Raw genomic sequence first — 26068 nt, 5'->3', positions numbered from 1 at the left:
TTTCACTCCCCATCAAGTAACGTCACTGTAACTTGTGATTTTATTTTTTCAATACCTTCTTTTGTTGCCAAGTCCTCTGTAAATGCTGTAGCTGTTCCTGAAGCGACTGCTTGTCTAAATGATTCCTCAAGTGTCAATCCTGATTCAAGACCAGCGACCATTCCTGCAACAGTACTATCGCCTGAACCCACTGTATTGATCACCGTACCTTTAGGGTTCTGAGCTTTAATACTACGTTCGTTATCAATATAAATCGCACCATCTCCACCTAAAGATATAATGACTGATTGTGCGCCTTCTTTTAAGATTTCACGACCATATTTAACAACATCTTGGTCACTTTCTACAGTCATATCAAACATTTCTTCTAATTCATCTTTATTAGGTTTAATAAATAATGGCTTATATTTTAATACTGTATTCACTAAATCTTTTTCAGCATCGACCACTAATTTTGCTCCCGTTTGCTGCGTGATTTCAGCAATCTGCGCATAAGCATCACTCGGAATACTCTTTGGCACACTGCCAGCAACAATCACGGTATCTTCGTTCGTTGTCAGTTTAATTTGATTTAATAATGCTTGAAATTGATCATCTGTGATTGATGGCCCAGGTGCATTAATTTCTGTTTCATCTCCAGACTTCAATTTGACATTAATACGCGTATCTTCATCTACTTTAATAAAGTCCGTTTTAATATGGCTTTTTTCGAGTGTTTGTGCAATAAATGCTCCAGGAAAACCACCAGCAAATCCTAATGCAGTAGATGAAACACCTAAAGTTTTTAATACACGTGAAACATTAATGCCTTTCCCACCTGCAAATTTATAAGTAGATGTCGCTCTGTTTAATCCTTTTAATTCAAAGCCATCAGTAAACATAATGTAATCTATCGATGGATTGAACGTAACTGTATAAATCATGATTAACCTCCAATGAATGCATATTTCTCTTTATATTTACTAAAATTTAAATGTGCTACTGTTTGTTTAGCTATGATCATTTCAACATGGTTATCACTAATTGGAACGTGCGCAAAATAAACAGCACCTATTTTTGAATGATCAAGTAAAACATATGATTGATTTGCTTGTTTCATAGCCTTTTCTTTAATTAATGCCTCTTTTTCATCTGGGGTTGTTAGACCGTGTTTTAAATCTAAACCATTCATTCCAAGAAATGCTTTATCAAAGCAATAACGACTTAATGTATCAAGTGCACTGGCACCTACAGTTGCAAGTGTTGTTTCTTTAACTTGTCCACCTATCATTAATGTTTTAATGCCTTGTTTAAGCAACTTTTCAACATGGGTTAATCCATTTGTAACCACTACGATATTTCGCGCTTTTATAAATGGAATCATTTCAATTGTTGATGAACCAGCATCCATAAAAATGCAGTCATTGTCTTGAATGTGTTTGGCTGCAATTTGACCAATGACTCTTTTTTCTTTTAGATTTCGAGACATTTTATCCGATAGAATCGGCTCATTGTTTCTATTACTATTTAATGTTGCTCCTCCATGAACTCTTTGAAGTCGACCTTGTTGTTGCAATTTCGATAAATCTCTTCTAACAGTTGAAGCGCTGCAACCTGTTCGCTCTATTAATTCTTGGAGTGTAAGAAAATCTTTTTTTCTTAATTCCTGAAGTATTAAGTCATGTCTTTTTTCAGAAATCATATAACCACCCCGCTTCACCTCACATTATAATGTGTACGCTTACAATTTTCAATCAAAAATCGTCAAAAACAATCAAAAACATTCATTTCAATTTAAAAATTAACAGATATTACACAATTTGTCATCCCATTGGTAATATCTGTCACTATATTGCTATTTTTGAACGATGTCTTCTAATTGAGCATTTGTCATTGACACTAAATCTTCTAGTTGCAATACAATTTGAACACCTCGTTGTCCACCACTCACTATAATTTTGTCTCGTAACGATGCAGATTGATCAATCGTCGTTGGGAATAAATGTTTCATACCTATCGGAGAACACCCACCACGTATATAACCAGTCACTTGTTTTAAATGATCTAATGGCATAAGTTGTAATTTCTTTTCATTAACAACATGTGCCGCTACTTTCATATCTAATGAACCACTTACTGGAACTACAAACACAAAATGCTCGTGCGCAGCGTTTTCTAATACAAGCGTTTTAAAAACATCTTGGACATTTTCACCGACGAGTTCTGCAACGCGTTCACCATCCATATGACCTTCTTCAACTTCAAATGTTTTAACTTCATAATCTATTTTGGCTCTGTCTAACATACGCATTGCATTTGTTTTCTTGTGTTTCATTCACATTCACCTCTATTCGTCTTTACCTATTATATTACTACCTTGCTATAAAAAATAAAAATAGCGCTCTTCTCTACTATTAGAAAAGGCGCTATCATTGTGCGTTATTTGATGATGTTTCTATTTTACCCGTTTTATTTACTGCAATATTACTATTTGGCGATGAATGATGTGTATTCAATTGATACGTAATATCTTGGTTGGTTTCACCGCTACGCTCTAAATTAACAACTTTGCCGTATTGGTGATTTGTATAATTTTGAGCAATGATTCTACATTCTTCTGAAGAATATTCATGTTTGTTGCGCTTGTCGTTATCTCGCGTAGTTGAATCTAATTTATTATAATGCGCTTCTATTTTACGTTCATTGACGTCTTTTTCTGATGCTTTAGCAGTGTGGCTTGTCGTTATATTTAACATTTTCTCTGCTGCAGAAACATTATTCATCTTTGAAAATGTAGAAATCGTTTGATGTACTTTTGCTAAGGCATTTTGATTCGTAGCTATGAATAATAAAAACGCTAAACAAATTGATAGAATAACAGCTACCATACCTAAAAGTATGTTTTTTAAATTCATCTCCTTATCCACATTTCTCTCTAAATTTTTATTTATCTTAACATATAAATTGAGTAAAAATAATTATGTAGACTGCAATTTAAAATAACTGTAATCTTTGTAATACTTCTATTAATAAACGACGCTATATTGTTACAATTTAACAACCTAAATGTAAAAATAAGCAATGACATCATCATTTAATCATTTAAAAACGAATAATGTCATTGCTTATTAGATTTAATATTCATATTATCATTTTTTACGACTATTAATTATTTCGCAGCACGTTTTCGACGTCTTGTTGCTTGCAGTGCTTTTTCAACAAAAATAATCACTATACCAAACAACATGACTACAATAGCCATATACAATGGGAACTCTACGTTAACATCAAACAGGGCACCTGCCACTAACGGACCAACAAAGTTCCCCATACTTGTAAATGTGGAGTTTAAACCACCAGCAAAACCTTGACGATTGCCTGCAATATTTGAGTAATAATTGGTAAGTGCAGGACGGATTAGATCGAAACCAATGAAAACAATGAAACTAATAAACATGATTGTCCAGTAGCTATGTGACACTATCAACAAGCCAAGCACAATCGCTGAATATAGTAATGACCAAATAATAAAGGTTAATTCAGTCATATATTTCATAAATTTATCAAAGAAGAAGACTTGGAATAGTGCTCCGGCCACACCGCCTCCAACAATTGCGATGGATATATCTCTTGGCGTATAGTTAGCTTTTTCAGCTGTATATAAAGAGAATAAAGTTTCAAATGCTGATAGTCCAAAAGCTAATACCAGCGTCAAAATAATTGGTGTAATAAATACTTTCCAGTTAATTTTAGTAAATACTTCCGGCTCAATTGTTGTGAAACCATCTGTTGTTTCTTTGCGCGGATTATGAATTAATAATAAAGACATGATAAAGGCTACTACACCCAATGCACCCGCAAAGTAAAATGGCGCACGATGTGAGAATTCTGCTAAAAATCCTCCAATTCCTGGACCTAAAATAAAGCCTGAATTAATAATGGCTGACATATAACCGAAATTCTTTGCTTTGTCTTTTGCTGGTGAGATATCTGCAATCATACCTGTTACACCAGGCATAACCATTCCAGCACTAAAACCACCTAATATACGAGAAGCAATGAGCACAGGAAAATGATGACCAATCGCAAATAGAAATTCAGATATAGCAAATAAAACTAAACCAATGCAGATAATTAATTTTTTACCAAGTTTGTCGGCCATCGTACCGCCAAATGGTGAAATAATCATTTGAGACAAGGCAAACACTGCTACCAATATACCTAAGTCACTACCTTTTAGGCCTAAATCCTTTAAGTATACAGGAAGTACAGGTATAACCAGCCCGATACCTACAAAGATTAAGAAAATATTGAAGTACAATGTAAATAATTGTTTTTTCATGATGACACCTCATTTCATAAATAATTGGTAAATTCAATCGTCTCATTTAAATTTAATCTTGCTTTTGATTCAATCTAAACGAGCAATGTACAATGACATAGTTGAAAATTACATAATATTAGGACATTGTATACTATTTAACTTCTATATTACAATAGTAAAATTTAAATTCTAAGCAATTAAACTTACTGGCTAGTATAATAGATGTAACTAATCAAATTGAGGTGACAATGATGAAATATAAAAAAGATGATCAAACGTTTCTTTTAGTACTAGATAAAGGCGAAGATATTGTAGAAGCTGTTACACAATTTGCTGTGGAACAAGAAATGAAATTTGGATCAGTCAGTGGTATCGGTGCCTGTGATAATGTAACACTCAATTTTTATAATTTAGATAGTCAAAAATACGAAGCACGTGAAATTAAAGAATCTTTAGAATTAACAAGTTTACTTGGCAATATTTCTCACATAGATGATAAACCATTTGCCCATTTACACGGTACCTTTGGCACACGTGATTTCCAAACGTTAAGTGGTCATCTAACTCAAGCTGTGGTGTCAGCTACTGCAGAAATCGTAATCCAGATGACAAACTTAGATATTAATCGCACACATGATGAAGAAACCGGATTAAACTTATTAAGACCTTAATACAACGATAATAACCCATAGATAGCCTATTTAGTTACGCATCTATGGGTTATTTATATCTTCCTTCATTTTTTACAATGATTCATGCTACCTATTTAGATAAGATAAATGCTTTATTATTTGATTACCATTTAAGTAACCTTTATTATTAATCATTGACTAACAAAAATGAACATTTAGTTTTAAAGAAAGTAGTGTATAACATGACTTCGCGTTATATTGCCAGACTCTATTTTATAATCCTTTTCACATTCTCATTATTTGAAACACGTGTTTTTAACTTTATGAGCTTAAATCTATTTTTAGCATATATTCCATTTGAATTATGCTTACTATTACGCTTATTCAAACCAAGAAAAAATTATGAGTGGCCACTCTTTATCGTATTTGGTTTGATTTTTATATTACTAGTACCTAATACATTTTATATGCTGACAGATTTAATTCATTTAAATCAATTCACATTTGATTTTTATGTTCGATTAAATATTATGGAATGGCTATATTTCACCTACATATTACTAGGTGTTTTCTTAGCAATGTATTGTATGATTCTTATTTTTATAAATATTATGCATTTTACTACAAAAGTATGGCTTAATCGGACTTTAATTATTGTTCTTATGTTTTTAAATGGTTTAGGAATCTATATGGGACGCTTTTTACGATTCCATACTGTTCATTTAATTACTGAACCATTCACAATCATTCATCAAGTGATCACGTCTTTAAATACACAGACCATTACCTTTATTTTACTAATGGTTCTATTACAAACCGTTATCATTATCTTTGTGAAAGGAGTGAGGGTTGCTAAATGATTGGACATATGTTTATTCTTTTTCTCATTATTATATTGTTACAACTCATTATTGGTCATTTCTTTCATAAAAATGGTTTCAGCATGACACATAGCATTCTTCTCATGCTATTACCATTAGGGATTGGTTTGTATCTTATTCAAATCTTTTATTATGAACGTCACTATCCTAATTGGGAAGTGCCACTTGATATCAAATTAAGATTAAAATACATGTATATCATCACTTTCTTAGAATATGTGGCGGTTTATATTTGCTTATTCGCTTTAAAATAAACTCAAATCCTAGAACATTAAGACTAAGGAAATATGAAAATAGGCCTATTTTTCAAATGCTACGACAATCTAGAAATGAAATATAAATCATGTTGTAAAGGGCCCCTAATATAGAATATTTCGAAGGAAAATTCTATATTAGGGGCCCTTCGGCAAAGATGACTAGATTTGAAAGTAGCTTGATTTAAGCATCATTTCAAATTAGTCAGCCACTGCCAAAATAATAAAGTAGGCTGAAATAATTTGTTTTATCCCAGGCCCACTTCAATTATTTTAAAATTGCTTAAATACTGACATCACATGTGCTCTCGCTTCTTTATGATCCACTAAAGGCTTGGGATAGTCTTGTCCCAATTTAATTTCTTCTTGTTCCAATGCTTCTTCATGTTTGAAAGGTTCGTGTAAATATTTAGCAGTAACATCATTTAACTGTGGTATATATGTCTTAATATATAATGCGTCCTTATCAAATCGTTCACTTTGGCGACTTGGATTAAACATTCTGAAATATGGCGCAGCATCTGTTCCAGTTGATGCAGACCACTGCCATCCATGTACATTGGACGCAGAGTCGAAATCAATTAATCGTCTTCTGAAATAATCTTCACCCCACGTCCAATCTATAAATAAATCTTTCGTTAGGAACTGAGAAACGACCATTCTCATTCTATTATGCATAAATCCAGTTTGATTTAACTCAGACATAGCTGCATCAACAATTGGAAACCCTGTTTGTCCTTCACACCAGCGTTTAAAATTATTTTTATTATATGACCATTGAATATCACGATACTTCTCATTGAACGCCTCATGCGCAGTATGTGGATAAAGTGTCATTAATACATAATAAAATTCTCTAAACATAAGCTCTCTGATAAATTGTTCAATATTATGTTCATCCTCTTCATAAGCCTCTAACAATTGTGTAACAATTTGCTTAATATCTATTAAGCCATAAGCTAACACAATGCTGAGTTGGCTTGTTAAGACTTCAGGTAAATATTCACGATTGGTTTCATAATTTTGTATGTCTTGCTCAATGTAGTTATTCCAATTTTTTATAGCCTGTGATTCTGAAAGACCCTTATTTGAATAATCTTGTTTTAGTGTTTGCTGCGATTTGACACATAAGTGTGACAAATCACCTAATTCGTAATGATATGATTCATGTTGTCTTAGTTTAGAGCGATGTGCCTTGTAAAAACTCGTAAAGACTTTGTAAGGTTCACCTTGTTTATTCATCGTTGTGCTTGGTTTGAAATAGTGATTTGCACGAACGGTAGTAACCGTAATATTGTATTTGTTGAAAGCCTTTTTCAAATGACGAATGTCATAACTTTCATGATGATAGCTCATAATATCTCCAGCAATGACAACTTCGTCGATGCCCTTATCAGAACAAAAATCTCCTAATTCACGATAGTCTAATAAAAACGGTTCGATATCATACTGATGAAGTGCTTCAAGAAATGATTGCAAGACACCATAATAGTAATTTGCTTTCATTTCTGTACCATCTTCATCAAATATTTCCTGTGGAATAATAAGATAACATTTCTCAATATCTTCTTTATTTTGATTTATATATTCAAATAATGGATTATTATGAATTCTAAAAACGCGATTAAGTATTACACCAATAGTCATTATTTCACTCCTGTTATTAAAGGTTCATTAACTTTACCCTTTTTCTAACAATTTAAAATCCGCTTCATAGAATGATAATTTCAAAGAGCGTGTCACACTTAAACAAGTCCTAACCATTTCCAATAAGTCAAACTAAAAATTAGTACCAAGATATACGCAATAATCGTTAGCGGTACCCCAGTCTTCAAGAAGTCTTTGACTGTAAATGTCCCTGTTCCATAGGCAAGCATATTTTGTGGTGCACTCACAGGTAATAAGAACCCAAAGCTAATTACAAATTGTTGAATTAACACAAACCCAATTGATTGATCACCTAAATGTAATGTTGCTGTTAGTGATATAAAGACCGGAATAAGTGCAGATGATAGACTGGTTGCACTCGCAAACCCAAGATGAATTAAGATATTGAATAACGTTATTAGTGCAATCGTAGCGATTAATGGCATATGTTGTAATCCCATAAGCCCAAATGTTTTATCACTCAGCCATTGTGCAGCACCTGTTTTTAATAAAACATTACCTAATGAAATTCCTACACCGAAGACAATAATGGTTCCCCAAGGTATTGTTTTCTCTACACCTTTCCATGTAATCACACCAATCTTAGGCGTCAACATAATACCTAAAGCAATTAAAGTAATGGACGCAGAGTCTATGGGATGTAAGACCTTCTCAGTAGACCAGAAAAAGAGTAACAATACAGAAATAATAATAAGTCGCCACTCTCTATTAGAAACAGGTCCTAATTGATCTAATTCTGCTTTTATTAATGCTTTACCCCCTTCGATTTCTTTATGTTCAGGTGGCATTACTTTCATCATGACAAAGAATAATGCAATGGACATAAGTATAGACCATGGCGCCGCATATAAGAACCATTCGCCCCATGATACGTCATGTCCTAAGTTCTGGTTAATAAAATTTGTCGCTACGATATTTTGTGCAGCTGCAGTTTTTATGCCTATATTCCAAATGGAAACAGCTTGAACTGCAGTAATAATTAAAAGGGAGGCCAGTTTACTTTCTTTTGAAACTTTGAATGCAGCAATCATCCCTAATAAGATTGGTACAACGGCACCTGCTCTAGCAGTAGCTGAAGGAACAAAGAAAGCGAGTAATATTGAAACCAAAATAGCACCAATCACAATGTTTCTTGTTTTATTGCCAACAATAGATAACACGAGTAAAGCTAAACGTTTGTGTAATTGTGTTTCTTGCATAGCCGCAGCTAAAAATAATGCTGCCGCAACTAATGCAACCGCAGATGTTGAGAAGCCACTAAAGGCATGCGTCAATGCATTCCCAGTACCTAGCCAATCTGCGCCAGACAAGATTTTATCTCCTTCTTTTGGATTGCCTAACTTCTCTGACAACTGTTGAACTGGACTAAATCCACAAATTAAAATAATTAAACCTAGAATCATCGTTGCTGATACTGGATATGTTACAGCTTCTGTCACCCACATAATGACCGCAAACGCTAAGATTGCTAGTGCGCCTTTAGCCATAATCGGTAAACCTTCTGGTGTTGGTAATACTAAGATGCTGAATAAAACAGCAAAACTGATTATAATCCAAATTGGCTTACAACCACTTTTACGTTTCTTTTCTTTGTCATGCTTTAAAAGATTATCATTGTCCTGTATTGATTGTGCTTTCTTCATCATTACCCCTCCCTCAATTCGTCAATGTCAGTATATCAAGAAAGCGCTTTATCAAAGACGATTATGTGATAAAATACACAAAATAGTCACTTTTCAGACAATTAGAAACAAAAAAACTTTGCGATAAACATTTAATTGCTTATCACAAAGTTCATATCATTTAACATGTATTTATCTAACCAAAAATTTCACGATTTAGTCCAAAAACATATAATAATGTAAAGAATGTAGCTGCGCTTAGAATGGTTAAGATTAAGGATAAAATCAGCGTTCGTTTAAAACGATTAATGAATGCGATAAATAAAATCCCTAAATTATAAGCGAAAAAGAGTCCAAATAAAACCATTGTCACTTTAATATTGGTATAAAATATATTAAACAGCAGTACGATAATAGCAAAAATTGTATATGGAATCGTAATCCATCTAAATTCAAAGCGAATTTGCTTCGCACGTTTATCTTCGTTATTCATGGTCAAACCCCCCTATTTTCAATTATAAATGATTAAAAAGCAAACGCCTATGTCATAACTGTGACAATAACCTATTTAAGTAAATTGAATCATATCAAGTTGATTACGTAATCGATTCGTATCTAATGCCTCCCCGATGATGACAATTGTCAACGGCACCTCTTTGTCGATAATGCCATAATCAGGTAATCCCATAGCATATTGAAATTCATAAGTGACCTCTGGCAAATCTCTAAACGTCACAAAGCCTTTTAGTCGAAGCACACTATCTGGTAGACGCATAATAAATTGATAAAACAATTGGCGATCTATAGCAGTTGTAAATGTATATTGCATTGATTGTATACCATGATGATGGGCATGCTTATGTTGTTTTTCATGGTGCTGAATCGCATTAACATGAATTTGATCATATTGAAATTGACTGTAAGTGGTAACAATAACAGGCGCATTCGGATTGATTTGTTTTAGATTTTCTTTAATGTTATGGATGGCTTCTTCATCTACTAAATCAACTTTATTCAATATTATTGTGTCACTATAACTTAATTGTTCTTCTAATAATTGAGCAGTTGACGGACTATATACATCTTTCTTTATAAATCTTTGTGCATCTACAATACCAATGATTGTAGGTTTATGAACGTTATTTACAAGCATCGGATCTTGGCAAGCCGTATAAATCTCAAGCGGATGTGCTAAACCTGTGGCTTCGATTATGATATGACTGGTTTCTTGAAGTTCAATTAACTGCTTCATCTGATTTACTAAGTCACTATTTAAATCACAACACACACAGCCATTAATTAATGAACGAATGGATACGTCATCTCCAAGTAATAAACTATCAACGTCGAAACTGCCAAATTCATTCATAATAATTGTTATTTTCTCATCTTTTTTTAATAATTGCTCTATATAATGTTTTAGAAATGTAGTTTTACCACTTCCTAAAAAGCCATTTACAATTGTAATTGATATTTTTTCATTTTTATTATTTATCATTTTAAAATCTCTTTTCTTTTTAAAATTAATTCGAATATGATAATATATGTATTTATTTTAGATTACACTTGATTAAAATAGAAATATCTTCTAGAATTTAAACATACTTTAATTTTAGCATGGCATTGAGACGAAGTGTGTTGCAAGTTATATTTTATACAACATAGACGAAATTTAATCCGAAACATAGAGAGACGGATAGAATGTCTGGAGGAGAACTTTAATGTCTGAACAACATAATTTGAAAGAGCAACTCTGCTTTAGTTTGTACAATGCTCAAAGACAAGTTAATCGCTACTATTCAAATAAAGTCTTTAAAAAGTACAATCTTACTTACCCACAATTTTTAGTGCTAAGTATTTTATGGGATGAATCTCCTGTAAATGTTAAAAAGGTAGTTACAGAACTAGCTTTAGATACTGGTACCGTATCACCTTTATTAAAAAGAATGGAACATGTTGATCTCATCAAACGTGAACGTTCGGAAGTTGATCAACGTGAAGTATTCATTCATCTTACTGAGAAGAGTGAAAAAATCAAACCTGAATTAAGCGATGCATCTAAGAAAGTTGCAACTGCTTCTTCTTTAAGTAAAGATGAAGTACACGAACTTAATCGTCTATTAGGTAAAGTCATCGACGCTTTTACCGAGTCAAAATAAAATGACATGCTAATACTAAGCCAATTAAAGTTATTCGTTTCGAATCAAATTATAATATATTTATCAATAACGAAAAGCCTGAGTTATCTATCGTAGATATCTCAGGTTTTTCGTTTATAGCATATGTGCGCTAGTTCATTTTTAATAAACGACTCAAATAGTGATCACCTTGACTTAATTCATCATAACGTCCTTGTTCTTTCACTTGACCATCAATGAGAACGACAATCTTGTCAAAGTGTGGCAATAATTTCAAATCGTGTGTTGCAACAATCACTGTTTCAGCTTGTTCCTCAACCATTTGCATCACTTGCTTAGTGTTAACTTCATCCAATGCCGTCGTTGGTTCATCTAACAACCATACATTGGCATCTTTTAGAAATAGACGTGCTAGCGCAATACGTTGCATCTCTCCACCCGATAATGTATTTCCATCTAAAGTAATGGGTCTTTCCAAATTAAGATGGCCTAAATTCAATCTTGTTAAAACATTTTGAATAACACTATCATTATGATTCGTGAACATGTTAGAACGCAGTGTACCATCAAATAATTGTTGAGATTGTAGTAGTACATTAAGTTGTTCAAAGCGACTGTCTTCATTTAGATGTGAAACGTTTTGTCCATAAAGAGCTACTTGTCCACTATCAATATCATACAAGCCACTCATGATTTGTAGTAACGTGCTTTTCCCAGAACCTGATGGTCCAACAATTGCTATTTTCTCGCCGTTATCTACAGTTAAGTTTATATTGGATAATGTAGGCATTTCTTGATGTTCGTAACTAAATGACATTTCTCTAATATCATAAACACGGTGCTGCATCACTTCTAATGTTTGCTTCGATTCGTCCACTGGATACGACAACACATCATTCAAACTATGTAATGCTTCATCTGTATCCGCTTTATAGTATGCAAAGTTGCTCATCGGCACTGTTTGTTCAAATAAAGTTAACATCATCAATACAATACTCGTTAAGTACACCACATTTAATTGTCCTTCTTTAACTTGTAAAATGCCCAAGGCTAAAGTCGCAAATATAGCGAGCATAGCGATTAAATTGAGCATATAATCATATAATGTTAAAAATCGTGATTCTTTCGATTGCATGTTGTCATATGTTTCTAATGCGTGCATCAAATGATTACGATAGTCTTCTACGTTGTTAAAACGAGCTAACTCAGCATACCCTTCCTTGTAATCATAAAATTGCGTAATCGTAGTTTGTTGTTGCTGTGCAACTTGTTCCTTTAAATGGCCTACCCGCTTAGCACTTAACCACGGTACCAACCATAGTGAACATAACATACTTATTACGATAACAATCGCATGAACCGCACTAAAATAAATTAATGTGACAGCTGCAATAATTGCTGTGAAACCAATGACAACCGGTGGATAGTAGACTCGTAAGTAAATGTTTTGCAAAGCTTCTACTTTGCTTATCATTTTTGTTAGTAAATCAGCAGATGAATACTTACGATACAAATTAGGTACTCTTGGAATTAATTGCTCTAAAAATTGAACTCGAACATCTCGCAACATTGTAAATGTTGTTCTATGCGAGAGCAAACGTTCTCCATATCGGGCAATAGCACGTATAAACCCAAACATCTTAACTGATACAACCAACACCATTAATGCGTATAAAGGTGCTCCTAATGCACTTTGGGTTACCATATAGCCGCTTAAGAAGAACATTGCTAAGGCAACGATGCTCCCTATAACCCCCGTCAAGATGACTAATATTAAATCCTTATCCGGCCGAAATCGAATATGTGGTTTCATATGAGGTCACCACCTTTATCTAGTCTTACAGAAATCGTCTGGTCATCTTCAACTAAGTGACCCGCTTCAATAAATAATCGTCGTGTTGCTTGGCGAATCGTTGAATCACGATGTGCAATCATAATCATCGTTACACCATTAAAATGTTGAGCGATGACACGTTGAATGATCGTCTCCGTTTCTAAATCTAAGCCAGTCGTCGGTTCGTCAAACACAACTACATCAGGATGCATTAGTAACACTCTAGATAACTCGATACGACGCATTTGACCACCTGATAACATTTCGCCACCTTCACCAATTTGACTATAAATCCCCTTTTTTAGTGACAATACTTTCTCTTTTAAGCCAACCATTTCTAATACATGAAGGATTTGATCATCATCAACTTCTTTAAACATGGCGATATTATCTTTAATAGATGCCGAAAAAATATATGGCGTTTGACTCAACATTCCAATTTGATGAACATTGTAGTTAAACGTTACTTGGCCAGATGTTGGTCGAATCGTTTGAGTAAGTAGCTTTGCCAAAGTTGATTTACCTGCACCACTTGGTCCTACAATAGCGATAGTCTCCCCACTATTGATTGTTAAAGACATATCTTGAATCGCATAAGATGATTGATTCGGATAGTGATACGTTACATGAGTCATACAAATTTGAGGTTTCTGCTGTACTTTGACCTTCTCTTGATTTACAAGCGTTGCACTATCAGAATCTAAAAAGTCAAAAACGACATCACTCGCCCCCTCACTTTGCTTACCTGTATGGAAGGCTTGTCCTAAATCTTTAATCGCATTATAAAACTCAGGTGCTAATATGATGGCAATTGCCGCCGTCTTAAAATCAATGCTATGAAAAACCACAAGACTTAGCGCAGCTTCCAAAGCAACCAATCCAATACCTAACATACTAATGAACTCGAGCATTAAACTCGATAAAAACGCGCTTTTTAATATGCGCATCGTTAAATCACGAAATCGCGTACTATCTTCATATACATGTGCTTTCGTGTGTTCGGTCTGTCTAAAAAGCTTAAGTGTAATAAGCCCCTTAGACACATTGAGAAAACGCTGACTAAACTGATTTAAATACGTCATTTGATTTTTAGATTCATCACGCGTTTTAAGACCAAAAATAATGTAAAAAAGTGGAATGAATGGTGCTGTAACAATCATAATTAATGCGGTATTTAAATGGATGAAACACATTGCTATGATAATTATTAAAGGAATCATCATTGACTTAAAGACTTGTGGTAAATAGTTTTTAAAAAATGGAGACAGGCCGTCTATAGTCTCGGTTAAAATATTAATTTGCGTTCCCGTGGCAACGACGGTGTCTTTTAAAACAACTTCTTTGCGTAATTGATGTTTCACCTTACTAGCTAACGTATCACCTAATCGCAAGTTAATCATATTCAATGTTGCTCTTAGAATTAAGACGATTAAAATGATAATTAACAATGAAAAAATAGACGATGTATGATTATATAAGACTTGATCTAAAAAAGTCGCAATACTTATATTTTGAATAACGACAGTTATTGCTAGGCATGTGCTTACAATTCCCATTAACAATGGAAATATTTTATATTTAAAGACTAAATTCATTAATTTTTTCACTTTATCTTCACCTAATTTCCTATTATAAAAGGTTCTTATTGGTTTAGCATTTAATACCTTTTGAAAAACAGTGACAATATAATGAACATGTTATTAGATTATGTATTTTTGCTTTATATTCGAATTATTTAAGATATATGCGCCTCTTAAAGTAACCATTTCATACTTAAGACTGTTGTGAAATGCGCTGTTATACTAGTACATTGGAAAAGGTATAAAAATATATTGTAGGTCGTTAAACACTTTTCCACTTTTTAAATAAAAGTCTGCTCAAAGCATCACTAACATTTATACATAAGGCTTAAGTAGTTGCCTTAATATTATTAGCATAGATTTAATGCATTATGATATTATAGTAAAGTGAATTTTGACAACAATATATTTAAAGACAACAATATTTTAAATTTCTAATAAAAGAAAGAGGTTACTTATGATTATTATCGAGTTTATCAAGGGCCTTATCCTAGGTATCGTCGAAGGATTAACTGAATTTGCGCCAGTTTCATCTACGGGTCACATGATTTTAGTAGACGACATGTGGCTAAAATCGACTGAATTTTTAGGTTCTGAATCAGCTTTCACCTTCAAGGTTGTAATTCAATTAGGTTCTGTTTTTGCTGCAGCATGGGTCTTCCGTGAGCGTTATTTCGAAATGTTACATATTGGCAAATACAGAAAAACGTCAATTAATGAAGAATTTCGTTCTAAGCCACGTCGCTTAAACTTACTACACGTCTTAGTAGGTATGATTCCGGCTGGTATTTTAGGCGTCTTATTTGATGATTTTATTGAAGAACATTTGTTTAGCGTTCCTACTGTAATGATTGGTTTATTCCTAGGTGCAATTTATATGATCATTGCAGACAAATATAGCAAGAAAGTGACAAATCCTCAATCTGTTGACCAGATTAATTATGTTCAAGCGTTTGTAATTGGTATCTCTCAGGCAGTCGCAATGTGGCCTGGTTTCAGTAGATCTGGATCTACTATTTCAACAGGTGTCTTAATGAAGTTAGATCATAAGTCTGCTTCTGACTTTACATTCATTATGGCTGTACCTATTATGCTAGCTGCTAGTGCGTTATCACTATTTAAAAACTATCAATATATCGAACTTTCACATATCCCATTTTACTTAATTGGGTTCTTAGCTGCCTTTGTTGTCGGCTTAATTGCAATTAAAACGTTCTTACACTTAATTAATAAAGTTAAGTTAGTACCATTTGCAATTTATCGTATTGTATTAGTAATCATTATTGCTATTCTGTACTTCGGTTTTGGCATTGGCAAAGGCATTTAAAATTAAATTATGGTTAATACCATTGAACGAGAGCGGGACAACGAATTTATTTTAATTTCTGTCCTGCTCTCATTTTTTGCACTGAAAGACAATTTAATGTTCACGTCTATTGTTTATTCAAGATATTATGAGTGTTCTAGCTAGTTCCTTCGTTTAGTATCATGTATCATAGGGTAATGAAGATAAATAGTAAATCTAATGGAGGCAACGTGTATGGACAAAAAGAAACTCATTAAAACGGCAATTAATGTTTTACCAATCATTATTGTGCCACTAATTGTAGAACGTAAACGTATTAAATCTCACCCTGAGGTGCAAAAAGCAACAAACGCAACGTCTAATGCTGGTCACGCTATTGCGAATAAAGCATCAGATGCAAAAGACTATTTAGGAGACAAGAAACAAGAATTCGACAACAAGAGAGAATTGAAAAAAATTGCTAAAGAAAACGATCCTGAATACATTCAGAAAAAAGGCGAAAAATTAGCTAAGAAAAATTATAAAGAAGCTGATAAAATGAACAAAAAGCTTCAAAAAAATATAGAGCAACGCCATAAAGAAGAAGAAAAAGCACGTGAAAAGAATGAAAAACAACGTGTGAAAGATATGAAAAAGACTCAAAAATATCAAGAAAAAGTTGGTTTAACGCCTGGTAAACTTGATGATGAGACTGAGAAAAAAGGCGAAAAACTCGAAAAAGAGAACAAAAAAGACGTTAATAAACTAGATAAAAAACTTCAAAAAAACATTGATAAACGTCATAAAGAAGAAGAAAAATTACAAAAACAAGAAGAAAAAGCGCGCATCAAAGAAATGAAAAAATTGGACGGTCATGAAGCTGATAGTATTGTTTCACAAAATAAAAACGAAGAGAATAATAAGGCGTAATGTTTTATGACACGGGTAATCATTGATGGAGATGCTTGTCCAGTCGTTGATTCTGTAATTGAATTAACTGCTGGGACAGGCATTTTTGTTATCATTTTGCGTAGCTTTAGTCACTTCTCAAATAAAGTACTTCCAAATCATGTTGAAACACTCTATGTCGATGATGGTCCAGATGCTGTTGATTATAAAATTGTGAAATTAGCTTCGTCAGAAGACATTGTAATTACTCAAGATTATGGATTGGCCGGTTTGTTACTTTCTAAAGTTAAAATTGTCATGCATCATAAAGGTCATATTTATCATTCCAGTAATATAGATTTGTTATTGCAACAACGTTATAATAATGCACAAATAAGAAAGCAAGGTGGTCGTCATAAAGGACCTCCACCCTTTTCAAAGGAAGATAGAAAACAATTTGAGCGAGCATTTCATACTATTATCAAGCAACTTAAGGAGGATGTATAATGAAGCGAATTGCAGTATATTGTGGTGCTAGTAAAGGGAAAGACCCTATTTATGTTAAAGAAGCATACGAACTTGGAAAATATATGGCTGAACAGGGGTACGAATTAGTCTTCGGTGCCGGTTCTATAGGTATTATGGGTGCGATTCAAGATGGTGTTTTAGATCATGGCGGTCATGCTATTGGTGTAATGCCAAAGATGTTAGATGAAAAAGAGATCACGAGCCAAAATGTTAGCGAACTGATTCTTGTCGACTCAATGCATGAGCGCAAACAGAAAATGGCCGAACTTGCAGATGCATTTGTGATGGCACCAGGTGGCGCTGGGTCGCTCGAAGAATTTTTCGAGACATATAGCTGGGCACAAATTGGCATTCATGAAAAACCAATCGGCGTCTACAATCTAAATGGATTCTTTGAACCGCTTCAACAACTTATTGATAGTATGATCAAAGAAGGTTTTATTGATGAAAAATATAAAAACTTAGCTCCTTTATACAATACTAAAGAAGATTTAATAAACGGGTTACTTAACTTTAAACCGTTAGGCACACGTACATACGATTAATGATAAAGCGACATGCTTTGGACTTTTATATTTCATTTAGTGATGACTTATCACGAAATATACTTTTCCAATATCATGTCGCTTTCACGTTTAAATTGATAACTGTTTATAATAGCGTACTTGTCGTTTCAACATGTGATATTTACTTAGTTCTGGTAATTCAAAATGGTCATATAATGTCATACCAATCTTTTCCATCACTTTTCTAGATGGTAGATTATTTTCTGCAGTAAAACTGTAAATCGATTCAATCCCCTTTTCTTTAGCAAATGCTAATACAGCTGTTGCACCTTCTGTAGCAAGCCCATTCCCCCATACTTCTGGAATCAGACGCCATCCAATTTCATATAATGGCAACTCCTCGAACGGATATGAACTGTCTTGAGGGATATAATTCACCCCAATAAAACCAAGCCACTCTCCAGTTTCTTTAAGTTCAACGGCAAATAAGCCAATACCATTTTCTTTAATAATATCATCCATTTTTTTCATATCTAATTCAGAACGTCGATAACTTAACAGACTTGGGAAATAGCGTCGCACTTGAGGATTGGCATTCATTTTCTGAAATGGCAATAAATCTTCTTGCTTCCAATCTCGTAATTTTAGTCTTTCCGTTTCTATATATGTAGCCATTTTCAACACCCCACTTTAAAGAAATACATGATTAAAAAAGTGCGATATGGCGCATTAACCATAGCACACTTTATCCATCTTTAAATTTGATTGATTAACTCTTTATCCTCGAGATATGTAACTAACGAGTTCAATGTGTACTGGAATTTCTTTTAAACGATCGCGTTGATCTTTAGGCGCAACAAAAGTTGCATCGACAAAATCATTACGATGATTAAGTTTAAATGTAGCTACAAATGTATCTGTATCAGATTCAAAGTTAGGTAAATGTGCGATAACACGTTTGATTTCTCCAGTAGAATCAACGATAGTACGTCCAGTAATATTTTCAATTTCACGTCCTAATTCAGGTAATGTTATGTCGCGACCTTCTAAAATATGAAAATCTTGTTCATGCATATGTCATCTCTCCAATATTATAAAGTTTATATTTAATCATTTTATGATGTCGTCCATTTTTGTCCACTAAATACATCTAAAAAGATAAAATGTGAATTCAAAATTGATTTAAATCTATTTTACCCTTCATACATACATATCAAACTTGCCATAACGCGAGCCAGATGGCTTCTATTATTTAAAAATGGCCATTATGAATGGCTGTTACTTGATGATGTATTTTGAGTGTTACTTTGCTCGCTAGAAGGATGCGCTTGGCTATTTGATTGATTGTGTTTGGCATTCTTAGTTGATTGTGCGTCATTGCTATGACGCGTTTCAGAAGTACTTGATTCATTACTTGATGCACTACTTTGTGATGTACTTTCATTCTTAGTCTGCTTATCTGTATGACTGCCTGATGATTCCGTTGACGTTGGATCACTACTATCTTTGTCATCACTATCTGAGTCGTCCTTAGCAGATTCTGACGCTACTGATTCATCCACTTCTTTTTGAAGTTTTTCACGTTGATCATTGAGTTTCTCTTTTTGTTGTTCTAAATCTTTCTTTTGCTTTTTCAAATCATCATTTTCTTTTTGTAGTTGCTTCACATCTTTTTCTAACGATGTTCTTTCATCACTCTTACCACATGCAGACAACATTAGTGTTGCTGACAGTAAGAGTATTAACCATTTCTTCATGCTTTTCTCCTTTATAACGAATGAGTAATCTTATTTTAACATGAATTTAGAACCTATTCATTTTTTACCTAAGGTCTTTACGCATTTTTACATGACTTATCTCATAAGCTTTGGCTTTATTAAGTTCAATCATTGCGACATTCTTGGCATCGATTGTGCCTTCAATAGATTTAGCTTGCTTTTCAATCGCCCAGCGTTCGAGTGCAGCTTTTAAACGCTTAGCGTATCCCATCCCTCGAAAATGTGGATCTGTATAAAGCATCTCTGTTATTACTTTTTCATGCACCGCTTCAAAATGTCCCCAAATAAATGCGATGACGTGGTTTGTGTTTTCACGCAATTCAACTAGAATCATATCATCACTATGCTTTAATCGTTGAACAATCATATCTTGACGCAAGGCAATCGATAGTTGAGTTGCATTGTAATGTAATTCTCGCCTTTCAATATGATGTTCTTGTATCTTAGCTATTGTTTCAATCCAGTCAATATCTTCAACAGTTAGTTTCCGCATAATAACTTCCTTTGTTATAAACATTATATTCTATATTTATCTATGGTATGATTATCCATATTTAACATATAATAGTCTATTATTTTGAAAAATAAATTAATTTTAAACGTTAAGGAGTTTAGTCAATGAAATCCACTGCGAAATTAGCACGTGAAAATAATGTAAAATCATTGCGACTAAATAATACAGATAGAGAAATCTTTGAGAATTATATGACATACGTTCGTGCTGACTTGAGTGTCAATCCGCATGATAGCGAGGTAATGCTAAGTCGCATATTAAAAAGATTATTAGAAGCTGAGAATGAAGGCACACTCGCATTAGAGTTTTTCGAGCATAATCCTAAAGCACACGCTAAAAAAGAAATTAAATCTTTACCTAATGAAACATTTCAAAATATATTTAAGTATATATTTCGGAATTTTATTTTTTTAATTGGTATTTTTTGTTTCTTCAAAGGGTTTATTGGCTTTTTTATTGGTGGCGATAATAATGAAGTTTACTTATATACATTCCCTATTACTGTTGTTGCAGGGTTATTTATTATTTTTATGTTTATATTAGTCATATTTAAGACTGTCCAACTACAAAGTTTCAACAACTCGCACTGGGTATGGCTATTAAATTACTGTATTATAGCACTATTATTAGTCGCTTTATTTTATGTCTTTTTTATTCCACAATCATTTTTAGCTTTTGGTCCATATGTTCTGATTAGTAATTGGTCATTTATTATTATCTCTGCCATCATTACACCGATTGCTTTTTATATACAACATCATTTCGTGAATAAAGATTCTAATACGAGTTTATAATTTTTAGCATCATTACTTAACATTTACTAAGTAGCGCATGAGCTATCAAAAAAGGTTAAGCATTTTTATCAAAGTTATGCATTTACGTTTCCATTATACTGATTGGCAACGAATTGCTCATTTGATATGAATGACTTAACCTCTTTTTATTGATCATTATCCAACTAAAAACACATCTATAAAGAACCAGATAATCATAATTAGCATAATGAATGCTTGTGCAACTGAACTCGCTAAAAATGCGATTACTGATCCAACACTTGCTTTAAGGGCTTTTCCAAAATCAAAGTCTTGAATTAACTCTACAATAAGTACTGCAATAAACGGTATGATAATAATACCGAATGGTGGAAAAACAAAGCACCCTACGATTACACCTATTAACGCAGCATATTCCCCTAATTTAGAACCACCAAATCGATTTACAAAGTATTTATTCATTAAAAAGTCTGATACTAAGATAAATACAGTAAATAAAATCATGGCAACATAAAATATCCATGATAGCCCTTCTTGAGGAAATCCAAATTGATAAATTAAGAAGCCTACCCATAGTACAAGTACTGATGGAATAATTGGCTTAATTAGACCTACAAAAGCTAAAACAAATGATAATAGTATTAAAATCCATAAAACAACTTCCATTATTTAACTGTCACATCCGCTTCCGTATATTTTTTGATCTTTCGTAAAGAAGATTAATATCATTCCTATAAAGATAGATGATGCTGACACGAAGAAGACATTCTCCAAGCCAACCCAATGACTCATTGCCCCACCCAATAAATTTCCGAGTAATTGTCCAATGACCATTGCATTCGCAAATAATGTTGATGCATAACCCGGGAAATCAGGTAGAATATCTTGGAAATAGCTAATACCTAAACCAAGCAATATAGCTAGAAATAGTGCTAAGAAGATTTGTCCAACCATCATGGCATAGATATTTTCAAACACACCAATACTAAAGTAGAAGGCACCACCACTAATGGCACCAATAATTAACAATGTACGTGTAGCCAGTTTAGCTGATAACATTCCTAATATCACCATAAAAGGAACTTCCAAACCTGCACACAAACTGGCTAACGTTCCTACATAACCCTCTTGCTCTTTAAGATAATCCGTTACAAATAATGGCATATTCATTGTGTACATCCATTGCCCTATATGTAATAAAATAAATGCAATGAATGGTACAAAAAGTGTTTTATCCTTAAGCATATTGGGAGCAGTCTTTTCAATATTAGCTGTACCACCAACTTGCTCTTTAGCGGATAAATTTAAATCCTTATAAAAGAAAATTTGTAAAACAAGTGTGAATAATAATATAAAGACGATGCCACCAAAAAGGCCAGCATATCCCATAAATTGAATTAAATATGCACCAATTAATGGTCCAAACAAGAAACCAAAAGAAAACATTGAACGTAAAACTGTATTTGCAAATTTAGCGTTATTTCTTGAGGAAGAAACATTAATTGATTCACGTGCAGATGCATATAACTGCGGCATTGCTGGGGCAAATAACCCTTGAAAAATAGCGTACACAATAATAAACAACCAAATATGATGAATATAAAAATATATTGAGAAACTAATCGCCCCCATCATTAACGCACTAATGATGAGTACCTTTCTATTTATACTATGTGTATCAGAAAAGCGAGCGACAATAGAATTTACAGTAAATTGACTCACCGCTGCTAAGGCAAGCAAAATACCGAATTGATTGGTTGTCATTCCTAGTTCTTTCGTCGCAAATAGCACAAAGTAAGGCACGGTAATGGCGATACCCATACCTAATAGCATCATATTCACAACGAATAATTTGTAGTTCTTTATATGCAACAATGCTGCAAACATTTTTACTACCCCTATTCTTCTTTGATATAACACATCATTCTAATGATTAGCGAATAAAATTAATCATCAAAGTGACAAATGACTCAACTTGTGGCAACTGTAACATGCTACTGTCATAACTCATAAATGTTGAGCGAATAAGCGGTTGATTATCGATATTCACCTTTTCAAATTCGAACATATTTTTGTCGATATTTCTCATCATGATTTCTGGGAGAATCGTTACGCCTACGCCACTTACTAACATTTCTTTACATGTTGCAACTTGATCCACTGTTATCGTTGCATGATAATCTTGACCAAGATTTTCATTATACCATTCTTTAATTTGATTAATATAGATAGGATCCGCTTGAAATTCTATGAAAGGCAACTTAGAAACGTCATTTCTTCTTTCTTTCGGGTAGATGAAATAATGATCGTCGTCAAAGAGATGTGTATTGGTCAAATTCATGACTTTATTACCTCTCGTAATCATTACGTGATAATCTCTATGATTGGCTTTGATTTGTTCTGTAGAGCCAACTTGCACTTGAATTTCAACGTTCGGAAATTGTGAATTGTATAAACTCAACACTTCAGGTAATAACGTTTGACCAATTAAAGATGAACACCCAATCGAAATTGTGCCATTCACTTCTCCAATATGCGCTTGCATTTTATCGAAAAATAAGCGTTCGCGTTTCAACATATCACGCGCGTGTTCAATAATCATAGCACCTTCAGTGGTAGTGATTAATTGTTTCTTTGTACGAATAAATATATCCACACCAAATGAGTGTTCAATAGCTTTAAGACGTTGTGTTACAGCTGGTTGAGAAATGTATAGTATCTCTGCTGCTTTACGTAACGTCTTAGTTTCATCGAGTGTAATTAATAATCGATAGTCTTCTATTTTCATAGCTTCCCCCTACTAATGTTTATTCATGAACTTGGCTATGAGCAACACAAAATTTAAGACCGAAACGAAAAATGTTAAAACACATGCCTTGCATTGACTTATTGTTTCGTTTCGCTCCTAATATAAAAGGATTTGTGTTAATATCGTTCCCCTTTATTTAAATGTGGCTTATGATGCTGAATATGTTTTTTATAGGTTTTATTGTAATTTGGTTTCTTCAATTTACCAACCATCTTGTTATAACAATACATGATTCGGTTATTTAAATCGTCGAAATTCTCATTGATTTCAATCATCAATTGATGCGCAATCATATAGGCTTCATGATATTGTTTTTTAGTGATTTGTTCATTTTTTAATGCTAGTTCCAAGTCATTCTCATCAACGAGTTCATATTCTCCAGTAGACGGCAATACGAGCACATCTAAGAATAAATCAAGTGTTCTAGCATTGCCCTTTTGTGTAATATTTTTAATATTAATATCGAAGTAATACTCCAATGGATTTCCTTTATCATCAAACATTGCAGTAATACTATAACGTTTCTTCTCCGGCAAAATCTGCAACCATTGATAATTGTCATTAGCAACAATTATATTCTGGCCTACTACCGTCACCTCTAAAGGTTCACGAACCTTCTTCATCGTGACCAAGCCAATAATACCCTTAAATCTATTATTATTTACCTTAACTTCTATATAATCACGTTCTAATAGGCGACGCCAGTGACGTTTATCTATATATTTTATTTTCATAAAGCCACCAACTCCTTGTCATTATTATATTAAACTAACCTATTAATGTCATCTTTGGTCGTTTTTATTTGCATTACACACATAAACCCATAAATTTTTTCAATTTTATTTTACTACATCTATTCATTTTTTAGGGAAAATTGACAAAAATACTCGTATTTGATAAATTTAAAATTATATTATCTGAAAATTCTAAATAAAATGATAAAGGGGGAATGGTTAATGACCAATAGACCATTTAAAGCAGATCACGTAGGAAGTTTATTACGTCCAAAGCGTTTAAAAGAAGCACGTGCACAATATCAAAATAATACAATTTCAGCCAATGACCTAAAACAAGTAGAAGATGAAGAAATCGAGCGCATTATTGAGAAACAATTAGAAATTGGGTTACATAGCATCACTGATGGCGAATTCCGAAGAAGTTGGTGGCACTTTGATTTCTTAGAGCATATTGACGGTGTGGAAGGTTATACACCTGACCACGGTTTAGAATTTGAAGGCATTGAGACACGTGCACATAATGTGAGAATCGTTGATAAAGTGAAGTATAATCCTAACCATCCTCACTTTGACCATTTTAAATTCTTATATGATAAAGTTGATGGTCGCGCAACTGCAAAAGTTTCTATCCCAAGTCCAAATCAATTATTTCACCCTAACATATTAAACGAAGACATTTATCCAAACATTGAAGATTTTGCTCATGATATTGCTGAAGCTTATCGTCAATCATTGCAACATTTTTACGATTTAGGTGCAAGATACATACAAATTGATGATGTATATTGGGCCGGTTTAACTGAGGGAAGTCAAAAAGTACGTGGACGTCAACGCACGGATGAAGAAAAAGTACAAGCTCGCGAATTGGCATATAAAGTAATCAATCAGGCAGTACAAGGACTTCCGGATGATTTGATTTTAACTACACATATTTGTCGAGGAAATTATCAATCAACGTGGGCGATTTCAGGTGGTTACGAAGCCATTGCGCCTTATTTATTCAAAGAACATTTGGATGGCTTTTTCTTAGAATATGACGATGATCGTTCTGGCGACTTTGAGCCTTTACGTTATTTTAATAAAGATGCATATGCGGTCCTTGGTTTAATCACATCGAAAACACCTAAACTCGAAGACAAAGACTTGATTAAACAACGCATTGAAGAAGCACAACAATATGTTGATTTGGAACATATTTGTTTGAGTCCACAATGCGGGTTTGCCTCTACTGAAGAGGGAAATCAACTCACAGAAGAAGAACAATGGGCTAAATTAGCCTACGTTGTTGAATTAGCAAATGAATTATTAGGTAGCGCTAATTAACGACTTATTAAATTT

29 protein-coding genes are annotated in these 26068 nt (G+C 33.4%); 10 read left to right on the top strand and 19 right to left on the bottom strand.

Going from position 1 to position 26068, the window contains the following annotated elements:
• Positions 1-2: 2 nt before the first annotated feature.
• The 5 genes from pfkB to norA form a co-directional block, all read right to left on the bottom strand.
• On the bottom strand, positions 3-923 hold the full coding sequence (gene pfkB / locus KA909_RS01485) for a 1-phosphofructokinase (RefSeq protein ID WP_210129888.1): 921 nt from the start codon (positions 921-923) through the stop codon (positions 3-5).
• A 2-nt stretch (positions 924-925) separates the two neighbouring features.
• Positions 926-1681 carry a DeoR/GlpR family DNA-binding transcription regulator gene (locus KA909_RS01480; RefSeq protein WP_075108263.1) on the bottom strand — a complete coding sequence of 252 codons (756 nt, stop codon included), beginning with the start codon at positions 1679-1681 and terminating at the stop codon, positions 926-928.
• Positions 1682-1834: 153 nt separating this feature from the next.
• A complete protein-coding gene (gene ybaK, locus KA909_RS01475; RefSeq protein ID WP_053029977.1) occupies positions 1835-2314 on the bottom strand; it encodes a Cys-tRNA(Pro) deacylase in 480 nt (159 codons plus the stop codon).
• 94 nt (positions 2315-2408) lie between these two features.
• Positions 2409-2894, bottom strand: a complete 486-nt coding sequence (locus tag KA909_RS01470) for a hypothetical protein (protein ID WP_193839649.1) — start codon at positions 2892-2894, stop codon at positions 2409-2411.
• A 254-nt stretch (positions 2895-3148) separates the two neighbouring features.
• Entirely contained in the window at positions 3149-4321 is a 1173-nt protein-coding gene (gene norA / locus KA909_RS01465) for a multidrug efflux MFS transporter NorA (RefSeq protein ID WP_193839650.1), read from the bottom strand.
• Between the two features lie 233 nt (positions 4322-4554).
• Here norA and KA909_RS01460 point away from each other — a divergent pair, with 233 nt between their 5' ends.
• The 3 genes from KA909_RS01460 to KA909_RS01450 all read left to right on the top strand — a co-directional run bounded on the left by KA909_RS01460 (position 4555) and on the right by KA909_RS01450 (position 6070).
• The gene (locus tag KA909_RS01460; RefSeq protein WP_193839651.1) at positions 4555-4974 is read left to right on the top strand and encodes a PPC domain-containing DNA-binding protein; all 420 of its coding nucleotides are present in this window, start codon (positions 4555-4557) and stop codon (positions 4972-4974) included.
• A gap of 203 nt (positions 4975-5177) precedes the next feature.
• The gene (locus tag KA909_RS01455; RefSeq protein WP_053029981.1) at positions 5178-5795 is read left to right on the top strand and encodes a DUF1361 domain-containing protein; all 618 of its coding nucleotides are present in this window, start codon (positions 5178-5180) and stop codon (positions 5793-5795) included.
• On the top strand, positions 5792-6070 hold the full coding sequence (locus KA909_RS01450) for a hypothetical protein (RefSeq protein ID WP_070854468.1): 279 nt from the start codon (positions 5792-5794) through the stop codon (positions 6068-6070). The genes KA909_RS01455 and KA909_RS01450 overlap by 4 nt, the downstream gene beginning before the upstream one ends.
• 273 nt (positions 6071-6343) lie before the next feature.
• On the opposite strand, the gene KA909_RS01445 is transcribed toward KA909_RS01450, so the two are convergent.
• The 4 genes from KA909_RS01445 to KA909_RS01430 all read right to left on the bottom strand — a co-directional run bounded on the left by KA909_RS01445 (position 6344) and on the right by KA909_RS01430 (position 10858).
• Positions 6344-7717, bottom strand: a complete 1374-nt coding sequence (locus tag KA909_RS01445; protein ID WP_193839652.1) for a cryptochrome/photolyase family protein — start codon at positions 7715-7717, stop codon at positions 6344-6346.
• Positions 7718-7815: 98 nt separating this feature from the next.
• Complete coding sequence (locus tag KA909_RS01440) at positions 7816-9381, bottom strand: SLC13 family permease (RefSeq protein WP_228480582.1); 1566 nt, start codon at positions 9379-9381, stop codon at positions 7816-7818.
• Between the two features lie 175 nt (positions 9382-9556).
• Positions 9557-9853 carry a hypothetical protein gene (locus tag KA909_RS01435; protein WP_053029985.1) on the bottom strand — a complete coding sequence of 99 codons (297 nt, stop codon included), beginning with the start codon at positions 9851-9853 and terminating at the stop codon, positions 9557-9559.
• 75 nt (positions 9854-9928) lie between these two features.
• Positions 9929-10858 carry a CobW family GTP-binding protein gene (locus tag KA909_RS01430; RefSeq protein WP_075108271.1) on the bottom strand — a complete coding sequence of 310 codons (930 nt, stop codon included), beginning with the start codon at positions 10856-10858 and terminating at the stop codon, positions 9929-9931.
• Positions 10859-11081: 223 nt separating this feature from the next.
• Between KA909_RS01430 and mgrA the strand changes: the two genes are divergently transcribed.
• Entirely contained in the window at positions 11082-11519 is a 438-nt protein-coding gene (gene mgrA, locus KA909_RS01425) for a global transcriptional regulator MgrA (protein WP_053029987.1), read from the top strand.
• 130 nt (positions 11520-11649) lie between these two features.
• Here the strand turns inward: mgrA and KA909_RS01420 are convergent, their stop codons facing one another.
• Both KA909_RS01420 and KA909_RS01415 read right to left on the bottom strand, forming a co-directional pair.
• Complete coding sequence (locus KA909_RS01420) at positions 11650-13311, bottom strand: amino acid ABC transporter ATP-binding/permease protein (protein WP_193839654.1); 1662 nt, start codon at positions 13309-13311, stop codon at positions 11650-11652.
• A complete protein-coding gene (locus KA909_RS01415; protein ID WP_193839655.1) occupies positions 13308-14939 on the bottom strand; it encodes an ABC transporter ATP-binding protein/permease in 1632 nt (543 codons plus the stop codon). Before KA909_RS01415 ends, KA909_RS01420 begins: the two co-directional genes overlap by 4 nt.
• Positions 14940-15369: 430 nt before the next feature.
• Between KA909_RS01415 and KA909_RS01410 the strand changes: the two genes are divergently transcribed.
• From KA909_RS01410 to KA909_RS01395, 4 genes are all read left to right on the top strand, one after another.
• On the top strand, positions 15370-16239 hold the full coding sequence (locus KA909_RS01410; RefSeq protein WP_053029990.1) for an undecaprenyl-diphosphate phosphatase: 870 nt from the start codon (positions 15370-15372) through the stop codon (positions 16237-16239).
• Between the two features lie 213 nt (positions 16240-16452).
• The gene (locus KA909_RS01405) at positions 16453-17127 is read left to right on the top strand and encodes a hypothetical protein (protein WP_053029991.1); all 675 of its coding nucleotides are present in this window, start codon (positions 16453-16455) and stop codon (positions 17125-17127) included.
• Between the two features lie 6 nt (positions 17128-17133).
• Positions 17134-17592 (top strand): YaiI/YqxD family protein, encoded by a 459-nt coding sequence (locus tag KA909_RS01400; protein ID WP_193839656.1) that lies wholly within the window; start codon positions 17134-17136, stop codon positions 17590-17592.
• Positions 17592-18158, top strand: a complete 567-nt coding sequence (locus KA909_RS01395; RefSeq protein ID WP_053029993.1) for an LOG family protein — start codon at positions 17592-17594, stop codon at positions 18156-18158. The genes KA909_RS01400 and KA909_RS01395 overlap by 1 nt, the downstream gene beginning before the upstream one ends.
• Before the next feature lie 90 nt (positions 18159-18248).
• Here the strand turns inward: KA909_RS01395 and KA909_RS01390 are convergent, their stop codons facing one another.
• The 4 genes from KA909_RS01390 to KA909_RS01375 all read right to left on the bottom strand — a co-directional run bounded on the left by KA909_RS01390 (position 18249) and on the right by KA909_RS01375 (position 20390).
• Entirely contained in the window at positions 18249-18794 is a 546-nt protein-coding gene (locus KA909_RS01390) for a GNAT family N-acetyltransferase (RefSeq protein ID WP_053029994.1), read from the bottom strand.
• Between the two features lie 102 nt (positions 18795-18896).
• Positions 18897-19193 (bottom strand): hypothetical protein, encoded by a 297-nt coding sequence (locus tag KA909_RS01385; RefSeq protein WP_053029995.1) that lies wholly within the window; start codon positions 19191-19193, stop codon positions 18897-18899.
• Positions 19194-19384: 191 nt separating this feature from the next.
• Positions 19385-19876 (bottom strand): SA0632 family lipoprotein, encoded by a 492-nt coding sequence (locus KA909_RS01380; RefSeq protein ID WP_193839658.1) that lies wholly within the window; start codon positions 19874-19876, stop codon positions 19385-19387.
• Between the two features lie 64 nt (positions 19877-19940).
• Complete coding sequence (locus KA909_RS01375; RefSeq protein ID WP_193839659.1) at positions 19941-20390, bottom strand: GNAT family N-acetyltransferase; 450 nt, start codon at positions 20388-20390, stop codon at positions 19941-19943.
• Between the two features lie 125 nt (positions 20391-20515).
• Between KA909_RS01375 and KA909_RS01370 the strand changes: the two genes are divergently transcribed.
• On the top strand, positions 20516-21205 hold the full coding sequence (locus KA909_RS01370) for a DUF1129 family protein (RefSeq protein ID WP_053029998.1): 690 nt from the start codon (positions 20516-20518) through the stop codon (positions 21203-21205).
• 156 nt (positions 21206-21361) lie between these two features.
• On the opposite strand, the gene KA909_RS01365 is transcribed toward KA909_RS01370, so the two are convergent.
• From KA909_RS01365 to KA909_RS01350, 4 genes are all read right to left on the bottom strand, one after another.
• A complete protein-coding gene (locus tag KA909_RS01365; RefSeq protein ID WP_070854491.1) occupies positions 21362-21850 on the bottom strand; it encodes a DUF456 domain-containing protein in 489 nt (162 codons plus the stop codon).
• A 3-nt stretch (positions 21851-21853) separates the two neighbouring features.
• On the bottom strand, positions 21854-23071 hold the full coding sequence (locus KA909_RS01360; RefSeq protein WP_210129887.1) for an MFS transporter: 1218 nt from the start codon (positions 23069-23071) through the stop codon (positions 21854-21856).
• A gap of 46 nt (positions 23072-23117) precedes the next feature.
• Complete coding sequence (locus tag KA909_RS01355; RefSeq protein ID WP_075108278.1) at positions 23118-23972, bottom strand: LysR family transcriptional regulator; 855 nt, start codon at positions 23970-23972, stop codon at positions 23118-23120.
• 137 nt (positions 23973-24109) lie between these two features.
• Positions 24110-24727, bottom strand: a complete 618-nt coding sequence (locus KA909_RS01350; protein ID WP_070854493.1) for a ribonuclease FAU-1 family protein — start codon at positions 24725-24727, stop codon at positions 24110-24112.
• Positions 24728-24949: 222 nt separating this feature from the next.
• Here KA909_RS01350 and KA909_RS01345 point away from each other — a divergent pair, with 222 nt between their 5' ends.
• Complete coding sequence (locus KA909_RS01345; protein WP_075108279.1) at positions 24950-26053, top strand: 5-methyltetrahydropteroyltriglutamate--homocysteine S-methyltransferase; 1104 nt, start codon at positions 24950-24952, stop codon at positions 26051-26053.
• Positions 26054-26068: the final 15 nt, after the last annotated feature.

This window comes from Staphylococcus sp. GDX8P54P (assembly GCF_017893165.1).
GTDB classification, from domain to species: Bacteria; Bacillota; Bacilli; order Staphylococcales; family Staphylococcaceae; genus Staphylococcus; species Staphylococcus borealis.
The sequence above is the reverse complement of the archived record's forward strand: the minus strand, read 5'-3'. Positions and strand labels throughout refer to the sequence as shown.

Excerpts from the sequence above, each read along its gene's own strand:
- KA909_RS01380 (WP_193839658.1), bottom strand. The coding sequence starts at position 19,876 with ATGAAGAAATGGTTAATACTCTTACTGTCAGCAACACTAATGTTGTCT.
- ybaK (WP_053029977.1), bottom strand. The coding sequence starts at position 2,314 with ATGAAACACAAGAAAACAAATGCAATGCGTATGTTAGACAGAGCCAAA.
- KA909_RS01355 (WP_075108278.1), bottom strand. The coding sequence starts at position 23,972 with ATGAAAATAGAAGACTATCGATTATTAATTACACTCGATGAAACTAAG.
- KA909_RS01405 (WP_053029991.1), top strand. The coding sequence starts at position 16,453 with ATGGACAAAAAGAAACTCATTAAAACGGCAATTAATGTTTTACCAATC.
- mgrA (WP_053029987.1), top strand. The coding sequence starts at position 11,082 with ATGTCTGAACAACATAATTTGAAAGAGCAACTCTGCTTTAGTTTGTAC.
- KA909_RS01430 (WP_075108271.1), bottom strand. The coding sequence starts at position 10,858 with ATGATAAATAATAAAAATGAAAAAATATCAATTACAATTGTAAATGGC.
- norA (WP_193839650.1), bottom strand. The coding sequence starts at position 4,321 with ATGAAAAAACAATTATTTACATTGTACTTCAATATTTTCTTAATCTTT.
- KA909_RS01350 (WP_070854493.1), bottom strand. The coding sequence starts at position 24,727 with ATGAAAATAAAATATATAGATAAACGTCACTGGCGTCGCCTATTAGAA.
- KA909_RS01360 (WP_210129887.1), bottom strand. The coding sequence starts at position 23,071 with ATGTTTGCAGCATTGTTGCATATAAAGAACTACAAATTATTCGTTGTG.
- KA909_RS01445 (WP_193839652.1), bottom strand. The coding sequence starts at position 7,717 with ATGACTATTGGTGTAATACTTAATCGCGTTTTTAGAATTCATAATAAT.
- KA909_RS01460 (WP_193839651.1), top strand. The coding sequence starts at position 4,555 with ATGAAATATAAAAAAGATGATCAAACGTTTCTTTTAGTACTAGATAAA.
- KA909_RS01420 (WP_193839654.1), bottom strand. The coding sequence starts at position 13,311 with ATGAAACCACATATTCGATTTCGGCCGGATAAGGATTTAATATTAGTC.
- KA909_RS01345 (WP_075108279.1), top strand. The coding sequence starts at position 24,950 with ATGACCAATAGACCATTTAAAGCAGATCACGTAGGAAGTTTATTACGT.
- KA909_RS01375 (WP_193839659.1), bottom strand. The coding sequence starts at position 20,390 with ATGCGGAAACTAACTGTTGAAGATATTGACTGGATTGAAACAATAGCT.
- KA909_RS01450 (WP_070854468.1), top strand. The coding sequence starts at position 5,792 with ATGATTGGACATATGTTTATTCTTTTTCTCATTATTATATTGTTACAA.
- KA909_RS01390 (WP_053029994.1), bottom strand. The coding sequence starts at position 18,794 with ATGGCTACATATATAGAAACGGAAAGACTAAAATTACGAGATTGGAAG.
- KA909_RS01365 (WP_070854491.1), bottom strand. The coding sequence starts at position 21,850 with ATGGAAGTTGTTTTATGGATTTTAATACTATTATCATTTGTTTTAGCT.
- KA909_RS01470 (WP_193839649.1), bottom strand. The coding sequence starts at position 2,894 with ATGAATTTAAAAAACATACTTTTAGGTATGGTAGCTGTTATTCTATCA.
- KA909_RS01455 (WP_053029981.1), top strand. The coding sequence starts at position 5,178 with ATGACTTCGCGTTATATTGCCAGACTCTATTTTATAATCCTTTTCACA.
- KA909_RS01440 (WP_228480582.1), bottom strand. The coding sequence starts at position 9,381 with ATGAAGAAAGCACAATCAATACAGGACAATGATAATCTTTTAAAGCAT.
- KA909_RS01385 (WP_053029995.1), bottom strand. The coding sequence starts at position 19,193 with ATGCATGAACAAGATTTTCATATTTTAGAAGGTCGCGACATAACATTA.
- KA909_RS01370 (WP_053029998.1), top strand. The coding sequence starts at position 20,516 with ATGAAATCCACTGCGAAATTAGCACGTGAAAATAATGTAAAATCATTG.
- KA909_RS01410 (WP_053029990.1), top strand. The coding sequence starts at position 15,370 with ATGATTATTATCGAGTTTATCAAGGGCCTTATCCTAGGTATCGTCGAA.
- KA909_RS01400 (WP_193839656.1), top strand. The coding sequence starts at position 17,134 with ATGACACGGGTAATCATTGATGGAGATGCTTGTCCAGTCGTTGATTCT.
- KA909_RS01395 (WP_053029993.1), top strand. The coding sequence starts at position 17,592 with ATGAAGCGAATTGCAGTATATTGTGGTGCTAGTAAAGGGAAAGACCCT.
- pfkB (WP_210129888.1), bottom strand. The coding sequence starts at position 923 with ATGATTTATACAGTTACGTTCAATCCATCGATAGATTACATTATGTTT.
- KA909_RS01435 (WP_053029985.1), bottom strand. The coding sequence starts at position 9,853 with ATGAATAACGAAGATAAACGTGCGAAGCAAATTCGCTTTGAATTTAGA.
- KA909_RS01480 (WP_075108263.1), bottom strand. The coding sequence starts at position 1,681 with ATGATTTCTGAAAAAAGACATGACTTAATACTTCAGGAATTAAGAAAA.